We start from the raw sequence: 13,075 nt of genomic DNA, 5'->3' as shown, positions 1-13,075 counted from the left end.
TATTAAGTTATTTTAATATTTTTAATTTGAAATCATCATTGTAATTAATATTGTCAAGGAACCCAGGCTTCTTTATTCTTAAATTTGGGAATGCTAAAAGCTTTTTATTGAGCCAAGCAAAATGGGCATTTCCGTCAATTTTTCCAGTAAAAGTACCTAATAGTACAATTACTTACGCTCGTCCGGTAGGAGAATCAAAATGCCAATTGCTGTCGGAATGATTGAGACCAAAGGGTTTCCGGCTGTGGTAGAAGCAGCCGACGCTATGGTCAAAGCAGCCCGCGTCACACTTGTAGGTTATGAAAAAATCGGCAGTGCCCGCGTGACCGTAATAGTACGGGGGGATGTCTCGGAAGTGCAGGCTTCGGTGGCAGCGGGAGTAGAATCCGCCAAGCGGGTAAATGGAGGCGAAGTTTTATCCACTCACATAATTGCCCGTCCCCATGAGAACCTAGAATATGTACTGCCCATTCGTTATACCGAAGCTGTCGAACAGTTTCGTACCTAACTAAACTGACACATTAGGTTGTGCAGTACTAATAAAACTTTCAGTTTTGTTCATTTTTACGAAGTTTATCGAGGATTAAAGCAATGGCAATCGCAGTTGGCATGATCGAAACCCTGGGCTTTCCGGCTGTTGTGGAAGCCGCAGACGCAATGGTAAAAGCCGCTCGCGTCACCCTCGTAGGCTATGAGAAAATTGGTAGCGGTCGCGTGACGGTAATTGTCCGGGGCGATGTTTCCGAAGTGCAAGCCTCGGTTGCAGCTGGGATTGAATCTGTGAAGCGGGTTAATGGCGGTCAAGTATTGTCCACACACATTATTGCGCGTCCTCACGAAAACCTAGAGTACGTCCTGCCGATTCGTTACACCGAAGAAGTGCAGCAGTTCCGCGATAGCGTCAGCGGCATTCGTCCATACAACAGACCATAAAAATGCAAATTGCCAAAGTTCGCGGTACCGTCGTCAGCACCCACAAAGAGGCAAGTCTCAGGGGAGCGAAATTGCTACTGTTGCAATATATAGACGAAGAGGGACGCCTACTGCCCAAATACGAAGTAGCAGCAGATCAAGTGGGTGCGGGAGTGGAGGAGTGGGTACTCGTCACTCGTGGAAGTGCCGCTCGTCAAGTTGAGGGCAACCAAACGCGCCCGCTAGATGCTTTGGTAGTGGCGATTATTGACACTGTAAGTATTGACAATCGCGTGCTTTACAGCAAAAAAGACCAAGACCGCAAATAGGTCATTGGTCATTAGTCATTAGTCATTCACAAAATGCAGCTAATGACTGATGACTGATGACCGATGGCTGCTAAAAATTGACAGCCTATGTTTGGCGTGTGTATCGCCAAACATACGCCAAACATACGCCAAACATACAACCAACTGACAAGCGTTCAGTTAAGAGGAACACGCTTATGGTACTCCGCAGCGTAGCTGCCCCGCCGACCCCTTGGTCGAAAACTTTGGCTAAACCAAAAATTGATGAAACAGCATACGTGCATCCGTCCTCCAATGTGATTGGAGATGTACGGATCGGCACAAACGTAATGGTGGCCCCAGGCACTTCTATCCGGGCAGATGAGGGAACGCCTTTTCATATTGGCGAAAGTACCAACATTCAAGATGGCGTAGTCATTCACGGTTTAGAGCAAGGACGGGCGCAAGGAGATGACGGCAATTCCTACTCCGTTTGGATTGGGAAAAATACCTCCATCACCCACATGGCTTTAATTCACGGCCCCGCCTATGTTGGCGATAATTGCTTTATCGGCTTTCGCTCTACAGTATTTAACGCCCGTGTGGGAGACGGCTGCATCGTCATGATGCACGCGCTGATCCAGGATGTGGAGATTCCCCCCGGCAAGTATGTTGCTTCCGGCTCAATCATTACCAACCAACAGCAGGCCGATCGCTTGCCCGATGTGAGCGAAACAGACAAGCAATTCGCGCATCACATCATCAGCATCAACGACGCTTTGCGGACCGGTTATCGGTGCGCCGAAGATGTAGGCTGCATCACATCAATACGCGATGAATTCGATCGATCGCAACCAAATAATGGCACAAAAAATTCCAACGGTCAGGTGAAAAGTATGCGCTTAAGTCCAGAAATCAGCCAACAAGTGCGTCAAATGGTAGCACAAGGATATCGGATCGGTACAGAACACGCCGATGAGCGACGTTTCCGCACCAGTTCCTGGCAAAGCGGCCCGATTATCCAGGCAACCAGAGAATCTGAAGCCATCTCCGCCTTGGAAGCTAGTTTGGATGAATTTACGGGAGAATACGTGCGCTTGATTGGCGTTGACCCCAAAGCGAAGCGGCGAGTTCTGGAAATGGTGATCCAACGGCCCAACGGCGCAGCCCCCGTGAGTGGGAAAGCTCCTTCAATTGCAACTAACAGTAGCTCGAGCGGCAATTCAGTTCAGAGCTCGCAACTGGGGTCAGAAGTTGTCGAACAAGTGCGTTCCCTACTGGCTCAAGGATACCGCATCGGCACCGAACACGCCGATGCGCGACGCTTCCGCACCAGTTCCTGGCACAGCTGCTCTCCCATTGACAGCAATCGAGTATCTGATGTAGTCCAAGCTTTGGAAGCTTGTATAGAAAGCCATACGGGAGAATATGTCCGTATGATCGGCATCGACCCCAAAGCAAAGCGACGGGTGATGGAACAAATCATCCAACGACCGGATGGGAAAGTTCCCCAAATGTCGAAACCTGCTGCTGGAGTGCAAACAACTGAGAGCCCAGTCAGCAAAGCGTCGAGTCACAGCAGCAGCAGCTTGAGTCCGGAAGTGCAAGAAAAAGTACGTTCTCTCCTGGCTCAAGGCTATCGCATCGGTATGGAACACGCCGATGCGCGACGCTTCCGCACCAGCTCCTGGCAAAGCTGTGCCCCTGCACAGTCCAACAGCGCCTCGGAAGTATATGCCGCTCTGGAAGCTTGTATGAAAGAGCATAGCGGCGAATACGTGCGCTTAATCGGTATTGACCCGAAAGCGAAGCGTCGCGTCCACGAGCAGATTATTCAACAACCAGGCCATTAAATAGGGCGTCGGGGCTAGGGACTAGGCTCTAGGGGAAGAATCCTTCTTCAGCCCTAAGTCAACAGTCCCCAATCCCCAACCGCCAGCCCTCATTTGAGGTGATAGTTTAAATGCAATTGCCGCCACTGCAACCGCTGGAAAACTTGCAATATTACGTTAGTGGCAATGTCACTATCGATCCGAGTGCGGCGATCGCCCCAGGGGTCTTACTTATTGCAGATGCAAACAGCCACATTATCATTGCCGCCAGAGTTTGTATAGGCATGGGGTCAATCATTGACGCTCGCAATGGCACCCTGGAAATAGAGGCGGGAGCTCTCCTGGGAACTGGTGTCTTGGTAGTCGGCAAGGGCAAAATAGGGGCAAAGGCTTGCATTGGCTCGGCTGCGACGATTTTCAACACTTCGATCGCACCACGCCAAGCAGTACCCCCAGGTTCTATCATCGGAGATTCGAGTCGTCCCCTCAAGGAAAAGCCAATCCCAGAAGTCCCAACTGACTCGGCTTCAGTGTCTCAACCAAACAAAACGACCCTACCGACGATCGTCATCTTGCCTTTGGCAGAAAAACGACAATCTGTGGAAAGCAGCACACCCAATACGTCTGCTGCCACTCTCGATCCCAAAGATCCCACTCCAGAAGCATCTGCCTCTCAAACCGACACCGAAGTAGCTTCCACTGCCACTCTCGCTGACTCACAAGAGACCGTTCGGATTCAATTTGCCTACGGACAAGCTCACTTAAACCGACTCCTAGTGACCCTTTTTCCCCAAAATCAATCTTTAAAGCCTCCGCGCCAAGACGGCAAGACTGATTAGCTGTTAGTTTTTAGGTGTTAGTTATCAGAATTTGGTAGGAAATTCAGAATTGGGAAATATGCGATCGATGATGGGCGATCGGTGAAGAGACAACTCTTTCCCTGTCTGCGATAAGCTTTTCGCGAAATACGCCTACCCACTTCCCAGTTACTTACTAACAATTAACAACTAACAACTAAAAACTAAATGGAGGTTTTATATGCAGCTACAGCCGAATCGAGAGAGAGATTTTAGGGATACTGCTTTGGGTTTAGTATCTACGCGCAGTTTTCCCGCGATCGTCGGATGCGCTGATATGATGCTCAAGTCAGCTGGAGTAATGTTAGTCGGGTATGAGAAAACAGGTAGCGGTCACTGCACTGCGATCGTCCGAGGTGGCATTGCCGATGTCCGCCTAGCCGTTGAAGCTGGTGCCCAGACAGCCCAACAGTTCGGTGAATTAATTTCCAGCTTGGTCATTGCCAGACCCCTCGCTAATTTAGAAGCTGTCCTTCCCATTGGCAATCGGTTGTTCCAACTATCTCAAAACCAAGGCCACAGTCGCTTAAGCAATATGGCGATCGGCCTATTGGAAACGCGAGGATTTCCAGCTATGGTGGGAGCAGCCGATGCTATGCTCAAAGCAGCTGAGGTACACCTGTCATCCTATGAAACCATTGGGGCCGGTTTGTGTACGGCCATTATCCGAGGTTCTGTGGCAGATGTGGCAGTAGCTGTTGAGGCGGGAATGTACGAAGCCGAACGCATCGGCGAATTAAATGCTGTTATGGTCATTCCTCGACCTTTGGACGATCTGGAACAAACTCTGCCAGTAGCCAGTTGCTGGATTGAGGAGCGGCAACCACTAAACTTACCAATAAGTGTTAAGGAAGTGGAAAAAGAGTTAGTCAAACTGCCCGATTTAGCAAAATTACCTGTGCCGATGCCACAAGAATAGAGGAAAATACGAAAAAGCGTTGCAAATCTAAGACATGATGCTGATAGAGACTTTCTTTTGCTATTGCCGTTGGCAATAGGTGGGTTCGGTAGAAAGACTCGCTTCAGCGATCGTGACCCAGTATGCAACGCTGCATTGAAGATGTCTTACGCTCTTGCCGGTGAGTACATCATAGCCCGAACTTTTTATAAATAAAAATAGTTGTTTCAAATGGTTATAATAGATAAATATCTATACTTAACGCTTCTGGGAGTGTGAGCCTTGAAGCATACCACGCTTCATCAATTAAAAGTATTTGAAGCCGCAGCTAGGCATAGCAGCTTTACCCGTGCGGCTGAAGAACTGTTTTTGACCCAACCCACCGTCTCAATGCAGGTGAAACAGCTCGCCAAGGCAGTTGGCTTACCGTTGTTTGAGCAAATCGGTAAGCGCCTGTACCTGACAGACGCGGGCCGCGAATTGTTGGCAACCTGCCGGGATATTTTCGACAGGTTAGCTCAGTTTGAAATGACGATCGCCGACCTCAAAGGCGTAAAGGCAGGACAGTTGCGGCTGGCAGCAATTACCACCGCCAAATACGTTGTGCCGCGTTTGTTGGGGCCATTTTGTCAGCGTTATCCGGGAATTGATATATCCCTCCAGGTGACAAATCACGAAATTATCCTGGAACGCTTTTCGCAAAATCAAGACGATCTCTATATTATCAGCCAACCACCAGAGAATTTCGAGGGACTGATGCACCCGTTTCTGGAAAATCCTTTAGTCGTCTTAGCACCCAGCAATCATCCACTGGCCCAACAAAAAAATATCCCTCTGGAAAGCCTTTCCGGGGAACCTTTTATTATGCGGGAACCGGGTTCCGGTACGCGCCAAGCAGTGCAAAAATTATTCGAGCAGCGCGGAATTAGTGTCAAAGTTAAGGTAGAGTTGGGCAGCAACGAGGCAATAAAGCAAGCGATCGCCGGTGGTTTGGGTATCTCAGTTTTGTCCAGCCACACTGTAGCTTTGGAAGGAACAACCAGTCATCTTACCATCTTGGATGTGGAAGGTTTTCCGATCGAAAGATATTGGTATGTGGCTTACCCATCAGGCAAACAACTATCTGTCGTTGCCCGCACATTTTTCGACTATTTGCTTCAGGAAGGAAAACAAATTTTAGAAGAAACAGCCTCTCACAGTATTACCGGTTTTGGTTCCTGTTAGGGCTAGAGGTGAGGGGAAGAGTTAAAAATCAAAAGTCAAAAGCCAAAAGTCAAAAATTTTCTCTTCCCTAACTCCTAACCCCTAAACTCTAGCTTTCCTGCTCGAATTTAGCATAAGCCTCATTGATTGCCTGCATCATATCTTTAGCATTTACAGAATGATTGATATCGGGATGATATTGTTTAATTAAACGACGATAAGCTATTTTAACTTCTTGAGGAGAAGCTAACTTATCCACTCCCAAAACTTGCCACCATTCCCCAGATAGCTTTGGCACAATTGCGGATTCACTAACAGCAAAAGACTGTCGCCAAATTTTGATAGTAAAGCCATCACCACCAGTAACGAGCGTTTTGCCATCAGGACTGAAAGCAACCGGATTGCACCCAGAAAGAGTTTGAATAAGTTCGGCAGAACCTATGTGCCAAAGATTAACTTCCTTCTTGCTACTGCTGACGATATTTTTGCCATCAGGACTGAAAGCAAGAGACCAAACGGCAGCTGAATGTCCTGTTAAAGTGCAGAGTAATTTCCCAGTAGCAAGATGCCACAATTTAATAGTTTTGTCTGCACTGCCGCTGGCAATAATTTTACCATTACGACTGATAGCGACCGATGTTACCCAACCGGAATGCCCGGTAAGAATGCGCGGGTTTTCCCAACTCTTCAAAGGCCAAATTCTGATAGTTTTATCAGCACTAGCACTAACGAGAGTTTTACCGTCGGGAGCGATCGCCACAGACCAAACTGCATCTGTATGACCTGTCAAAGTCCGCGTTGACACCCATCTGGGAATATCCCAAATTTTGATAGTTTTGTCCGCACTGCCGCTGGCAAGAGTTTCTCCATCAGGCGTAAATGCAAGTGAAAAAATGTAGCTGCAATGATTGTAGGCAGAATCAGAATTGCACAAGCTACGCACCACTTTGGTATCCAGATTCCAAGTAGCGATCGTTTTATCGAGGTCGCCACTAACAAGAAGGGAGGATCGCGGACTGAAAGCGACGGCAAAAACCCCGTTCAAAAGTCCAAAAAAAGTGAAAATATGTTTTCCTGTATTTAAATCCCACAAACTGACCGTTTTGTCATCGCTACCGCTGGCAAGGATATTACCTTGTAGGGCGATGGCAAAAGTATTGACAGAGGCTGTATGTCCGGTCAGGTTATGTACGCATTTCCAATCCACCGCAAATTCTCACTAAAAAAAGCTTTTCACTTGACCAAATTTTTTTCTAGAAAACCTGAAGCAGCTTTGCTATCTAAGGGTTTAGCGAAAAAGTAGCCTTGCCCGTATTCGCATTTTAACGCCTCAAGGAGCGCTATTTGTTCAAGATTTTCTACTCCTTCCGCTATCACATCCATTCCTAAATTATGAGCCAAATTGACAATCACCCGCACAATTTCTAAATTTTCGGTATCCACACTCATTCGACTGACAAAAGAACGATCGATCTTTAAAGTATCGATCGGAAAACGGTGCAGATAGCTTAGGGATGAATAACCCGTTCCGAAATCATCGATCGACAGTTGAATTTTTCTTTGTTTCAGTTCTTTAAGCAGACCGATCGCGAATTCCGTATTGCTCATAATCGTGCTTTCTGTAATCTCCAGTTTCAGGGTATTTGGCGCTATCCAAATTTCTTGGAGAATTTCATCAATTTGGGCAATAAAATTCTGTTCTCCCAACTGAATTGGCGATAAGTTGACGCTGACAGTCAAATTACGGCCAAATTCGCGTTGCCAGATTCGCAGCTGGCGACAAGCCGATCGCAATACCCACTGACCGATGGGAACGATCAGTCTCGTTTCTTCCGCTACCGGGACAAACTCAGACGGGGGAACTAGACCCCGTGTGGGGTGGAACCAACGCAGCAGCGCCTCGAAACCGATAACTTGGCCAGTTGACACAGAGACGATCGGTTGGTATCGCAGCTCGAACTCCTGCCGCTCAATAGCTCGTCGCAAGTCTGTGTCCAGCTGCAAGCGAGCTACGGCAATAGCGTGCCATTCTGGCTGAAATACGATCGGGCCTCCACATCCCCTAGCTTGGTGCATAGCTGTATCGGCAGCTCGCAGGAAGTCTTCGGGGCGATCGTAATCTGGGGAACCAAATAAATTTGCGCCGATGGCAATACCGATGCTGCAAGTGCAGTATATTTCGTGGCCATCCAAATTGAAGGGCAACAAGAGCCGATTGTAAATGCGATCGGCTATATTCTTGACAACATCGGCATCGTGGATATTCTTCAGCAAAATTGCAAACTCATCTCTACCAAGATAAGCAACCTTATCTGTGTTATCTGTGCATCTCAAACACGCCTCGATTTGGCGAGAAGTAGCAATTAACAATTTATCTGCCATCAGATGTCCAAGGCTGGATTTAACAACCTCAAAACGGTCTAAACTGAGCAGAAGTACGGCGAAATTAGCGATTTGCCGATCGGAATTAATTTGAGATTGTTTGAGTATTTCAGATTCGGGTTTGCGTTTTTCAATTTGGTATGGGGAACCAGCAACCTGCCTTTGAGATTTGATTTTCTCTTCTTCTACTTGCAATTGTAAATCTGAAATTTGCGTTCCTTGCAAAACTTTTCCTAGATTTTCTAAGAACCAAGCGCGGTTTGGCAGTCCCGTCAGCGCATCGTAAAACGCATACCTCATGCGTTCTTCCTGAGCTTGTCTGCGCTCGGTAATATCTTGAACCATGAGAAGATGACCGAACACTTTCCCATCAGTTTCCTTCAGGGGGGTATTCTGCCATTCGCAAAGGATTATCTTGCCATTTTTTGTGATATTTTCGTTAACGCTGTGGGCGGTCATATCCCCTTGTTCAAGGCGCTGCAAAATTATATCCACTTCAGCTTTTGCTGATTCTGGCACAATTAGGGAAATTTTTTTGCCCAGAACTTCTTCTTTCGCAAAACCGAATATTGTTTCGGCAGCCGGATTCCAATCTAAGAAATGAAAGTCTTTATCCGTGAGAATGAATCCTATAGGCATCCGCTCTATTTGCAATTCTCGAAACTTCTCTAATTGTTGAGTTTGTTGGTAGAGTTGGGCGTTCACAATTGCCATTGCACAACGTTCTGCTGTAATTTGCAGCAGATGGGTTTCGCGATCGCTGTAAGGATGGATGTCGAACCATCCCAGATGAAGAACGCCAACACAACTGTCGTTGCGCTTGAGCGGTACGCCTAACATTGAACGAATACCCATATTTAAGATGAATTGTAAGCTAGTAGGTTGCAATATTTCTACAGTGGGACTCTTCAAGGGATCTTCTACATACAGTGGTTGCAAACTTGCGGCAATAGTTCCTGCAAAGCCTTCCCCGATTGGCATTGTATAGTTAGTACTAACTTCCTGGCTGACTCCCATACCGAAGGCGTACTTTAAAACGCCATTATCTGCCAATAAAATTACTGCTATATCTGCTGCGAGTACTTCTACAATTTGCTTAAGCAGCTTATCCAAAAGTTGTTCGAGATTCAACGTGCTGGGAGCATTGGCAGTTACTTCTGTAAGTGCAGCTAAGTCTTGAGTATCGCGTCTGAGTTGTTCGAGCAGCTGGAAGCGTTCGTGTTCTGCTTGTTTGTAATCGGTTAGATCTCTTAGTATGCTAATCAAACCTAGCAAGTTGCCTTGGCAGTCACTATAAGGGCTTTTGCTAATTATAAGTATCCGGTCGGAGCCTATTAATGTATCAATTCTTTCGTAAGTTTCCGTTTCTTTGGTGACGATGACTCTGCGATCGCTCTCTCTTATTTGTTGGGCTATTTCACGTGGGAATAATTCCCAGTCATGCTTACCAATTATTTTATTAACTGATTTACCCACATAGTTAGCGGCGGCGGTATTAACCATCAAATACTGCCCTTGAAGATTTTTGACAAAAACCGCATCTGTCATTCCTTCAATTACTGCTCGTAAAATGTTATTGCTTTGTTCTGGTAAATTTTGTTCGGTTTCGTTAGCAGATATGCTAAGATCTAGGACTCTACTTTGGTAGTATAACAGCACGCCAAATTTATCGCGAACTGCCTGGATGTTTTCCACTGTCCAGATAATACAGCCGTCAGGTCGGTAAACCTCGAATTCGACTCGCAGTACAGTATCAACTTGTTGTAACTTTTTGAGAACATCGGTACGCTTGCTGGGGTCTACATCTAATTTTTGCCAGCTGAGTTTGGCCAGCAGTTCCTCTGGGCTGGAGTAACCGTATATTTTTGCTAATGCAGAATTTACCTGAAGAAAATGTCCGTCTGGGGCTACTTGATAGAAACCTTCATCGGCCCGATCGAATATGCTGTGATACTGCTGTTTGAGTAGGTGCAGCTGGCGTTGAAGGCGGTTACTGACCTCATACAGAAACCAACTGGTCAGCAGTATAAAAATCCAACCTTTGAACGTCTGTAGATAAGTTAAAAGAGTTTTGTCATTTGTCAAAAGCTTCAGCAGCTGGTCAGAACATACAATCCAAAGGCTGCTTAAGAAGGCGTAAAAGAATATGTTACGTCCCAATTGGTGTGCTGACAAAGCTGTGCCTTTCATCGAATTTTCCCTGATGAATATTTGATTATCTTGTGGATAAGGCGCTTTAGTAGCTGTCCGAGTTGTCCGTGGCATAGTTGCCTCGTGTGGCGGTTTAAAAAAGTTGCCACCGCACGATCCGGAATAAGATGGGTTATATGAAAACCCGGCTTTTGAAGTTTTCCTTCTAGCTTAATGTTTATGCACGGTTGTAACAACAAGGAATAAGGCAAAAGCGGTAGCTTTCGATAGATTATATAGTTTTTCAAGGAAGGGAAAAGTTTGCCTCCGATTATCTTGATTTTGTTGCTGCTGGCTGTGGGTTGGTGGTTTACTGACTTTCTAGTATTAATTCCCCTAGAATTCATAAGGAATTTCAGCATACCCAGCTGGATTGGCTTGTTAACGATCGCGCTTTTACTTTGCTGGTGCTTCGGCGAATAAGTTGCGCTCACAGAAGTAATTTAACTCGCCCTCTGGGGTTGTGGGGTGTGGGGTGTGGGGTGTGGGGGAGTCAAAAGTCACTCAATCAGAGGGAGTGGGAGGGGGGAGTTCTTGTTTTGACTGAGTGACTTTTGACTTTTCTGGCGTCCCGCAAGTCTGCCAACGCCAGATTCCGGATCGAGAAGAGAGTGCGATGCACAGTCTCATAACACACTTCTCGATCGCAAAACAGTAAGGCGTGAAAATGTCTGGCAGACTTCCTTTCTCTTCTCGATCGCGTTTTACTCGTACCGCAAACATATCGGGCTGGCAGAACACAGCTTTGCCGCGAAAAGTTGTAAACGCACCAGCCGGAAACCGATCGCTGCGGGCGATTGGGTTAATGTCGATCGCCACCCTTTTCATGAGCGTTTGTATCGCTCGCTTGGTACAACTACAACTAATTGAAGGCGACTACCACCGAAAAAGAGCAGAAAACAACCGAGTTCGCTTAGTTCCGATCGCCGCAGAACGAGGTCTCATTACCGATCGAAAAGGCAAACTCATCGCGGCAAATCGCCTCTCCCGGTCTGTGTATTTGTGGCCAAAGGAACAATCTCCCGCTCAGTGGCAAGTTACAGCCGTCGAGCTGAGCCGTGTATTGAATCTGAAGAGCGATGAAATCCTACAAAAGTTAGGGCAAGCTGACTATACATCCGCAATGCCCGTGCGAATCAGCCAGAATCTGACTCCAGAAGCTTTTATCGCCCTAGAAGAGCGATCGGCTCAATTTCCTGGATTGGAAATCAGAATAGAATCGAACCGCTACTATCCACATGAAAATTTAGCTGCCCATCTCTTGGGATACATTGGCGAAGCGACGGCGACAGAAATGAAAGCTCACCCGGAATTTCCCGTCGGGATGATTGTCGGTAAAGCGGGTATCGAACGCATCGCCGACCCACAGTTGCGAGGTATCTGGGGCAGTCGTTTAATTGAGGTGGATGCCAGACGGCGAGAATTGCGCGAGTTGGGAATCAGTTCCCCGACGGCGGGGTCTGACCTGCAACTCACCCTCGACCTCGACCTTCAAAAAACGGCAGAAAAAGCCCTGGCAAATCGGCGAGGTGCAGTGGTGGTCATGGATATCAAAACGGGGGCAGTACTGGTGCTGGCTAGCGGGCCAAGTTTTGACCCCAATATTTTTACGGACAAGGTAACAAAAGCTGAGTGGCAAAGTCTTCAGCAGACAGAAAATCCGTTGTTGAATCGCGCCCTTCAAGGTTATCCACCCGGCAGTACTTTTAAAATTGTCACTGCGGCGGCGGCAATGCAATCAGGCAAGTTTTCACCCAATTCAAAGGTGGCAACTTCTGGTTATATCACCGTTGGTGGAGTTCGTTTCCGGGAACACGGCGGTAGCGGTTACGGTGTCATCGGTTTTCCCGATGCGTTTGCTTACAGCAGCAATACGTTTTTCTACCAAGTGGGTATGGCCACCGGTCCGGAAGAGATCTCAAAATGGGGTCATCGGTTGGGCATCGGGGAAGGGAATAATTTGGGGCTGACTGGGGGGAAAGGCGGTTCTATCCCCACGCCCGATCGCAAAAAGCAACTTTACGGTCAACCCTGGTATGTTGGCGATAGCGTGACTATGGCCATCGGTCAGGGTTTGGTACTGGTGACTCCTTTGGAAATGGCGATGATGGTGTCTGCGATCGCTAATGGTGGTTTCCGTGTCAAACCGCATCTGTTCACCTCTCAAACCAATACGCCCCAAACCAAACCAGTACCAATCGGTTTGGCACGCGGAACGATCGATACAATTCGGGCTGGATTAATTGCTGTAGTTAAAAAAGGCACAGCCAAACGTTTGAATGACGGTTCTATCCCCCTGACTGCGGGTAAGACCGGTACCGCCGAAGTGCCAGGAGGCGCAGACAATGCTCTGTTTGTGGGCTATGGCCCTGTTGACAATCCGCAAATTGCTGTGGCAGTCGTGGTCGAAAATGGCGGATATGGTGCGGTTTCTGCCGTACCCATAGCTCATGAAATTTACAAGGCTTTTTTTAAGAAAGGGACTAGGGGTTAGGGGTTAGGGGTTAGGGGTTA

The 13,075-nt window shown here is 47.3% G+C and carries 10 protein-coding genes; 8 read left to right on the top strand and 2 right to left on the bottom strand.

All coding sequences use genetic code 11. The annotated features are described in order from the left end of the window. Positions 1–199: 199 nt before the first annotated feature. The 7 genes from H6G03_RS19020 to H6G03_RS18990 all read left to right on the top strand — a co-directional run bounded on the left by H6G03_RS19020 (position 200) and on the right by H6G03_RS18990 (position 6,010). Positions 200–508, top strand: a complete 309-nt coding sequence (locus tag H6G03_RS19020; protein WP_190466708.1) for a carbon dioxide-concentrating mechanism protein CcmK — start codon at positions 200–202, stop codon at positions 506–508. Between the two features lie 83 nt (positions 509–591). After that, on the top strand, positions 592–933 hold the full coding sequence (locus tag H6G03_RS19015) for a carbon dioxide-concentrating mechanism protein CcmK (RefSeq protein WP_190466705.1): 342 nt from the start codon (positions 592–594) through the stop codon (positions 931–933). 2 nt (positions 934–935) lie between these two features. Next, the gene (locus tag H6G03_RS19010; RefSeq protein WP_190466702.1) at positions 936–1,241 is read left to right on the top strand and encodes a EutN/CcmL family microcompartment protein; all 306 of its coding nucleotides are present in this window, start codon (positions 936–938) and stop codon (positions 1,239–1,241) included. Positions 1,242–1,417: 176 nt separating this feature from the next. Beyond that, positions 1,418–3,052: a ribulose bisphosphate carboxylase small subunit gene (locus tag H6G03_RS19005; RefSeq protein WP_190466699.1), complete on the top strand. Its 1,635-nt coding sequence runs from the start codon at positions 1,418–1,420 to the stop codon at positions 3,050–3,052. Positions 3,053–3,162: 110 nt separating this feature from the next. Beyond that, the gene (locus H6G03_RS19000; RefSeq protein ID WP_190466695.1) at positions 3,163–3,870 is read left to right on the top strand and encodes an LbetaH domain-containing protein; all 708 of its coding nucleotides are present in this window, start codon (positions 3,163–3,165) and stop codon (positions 3,868–3,870) included. A 199-nt stretch (positions 3,871–4,069) separates the two neighbouring features. Continuing rightward, entirely contained in the window at positions 4,070–4,807 is a 738-nt protein-coding gene (locus H6G03_RS18995) for a BMC domain-containing protein (protein WP_190466692.1), read from the top strand. 261 nt (positions 4,808–5,068) lie between these two features. After that, the gene (locus H6G03_RS18990) at positions 5,069–6,010 is read left to right on the top strand and encodes a LysR family transcriptional regulator (protein ID WP_190466689.1); all 942 of its coding nucleotides are present in this window, start codon (positions 5,069–5,071) and stop codon (positions 6,008–6,010) included. A gap of 88 nt (positions 6,011–6,098) precedes the next feature. Here the strand turns inward: H6G03_RS18990 and H6G03_RS18985 are convergent, their stop codons facing one another. After that, positions 6,099–7,196, bottom strand: coding sequence for a DnaJ domain-containing protein (locus H6G03_RS18985; RefSeq protein ID WP_190466686.1), 1,098 nt, complete (start codon positions 7,194–7,196; stop codon positions 6,099–6,101). A 26-nt stretch (positions 7,197–7,222) separates the two neighbouring features. After that, positions 7,223–10,636 (bottom strand): EAL domain-containing protein, encoded by a 3,414-nt coding sequence (locus tag H6G03_RS18980; RefSeq protein ID WP_190466684.1) that lies wholly within the window; start codon positions 10,634–10,636, stop codon positions 7,223–7,225. Between the two features lie 592 nt (positions 10,637–11,228). Here H6G03_RS18980 and mrdA point away from each other — a divergent pair. Beyond that, on the top strand, positions 11,229–13,055 hold the full coding sequence (gene mrdA, locus H6G03_RS18975) for a penicillin-binding protein 2 (RefSeq protein WP_190466680.1): 1,827 nt from the start codon (positions 11,229–11,231) through the stop codon (positions 13,053–13,055). Positions 13,056–13,075: the final 20 nt, after the last annotated feature.

It is taken from the genome of Aerosakkonema funiforme FACHB-1375, from assembly GCF_014696265.1.
In the GTDB taxonomy this organism is placed as follows: domain Bacteria; phylum Cyanobacteriota; class Cyanobacteriia; order Cyanobacteriales; family Aerosakkonemataceae; genus Aerosakkonema; species Aerosakkonema funiforme_A.
Note: the sequence above shows the minus strand (reverse complement) of the source record. Positions and strands in the feature narration are given on the sequence as shown.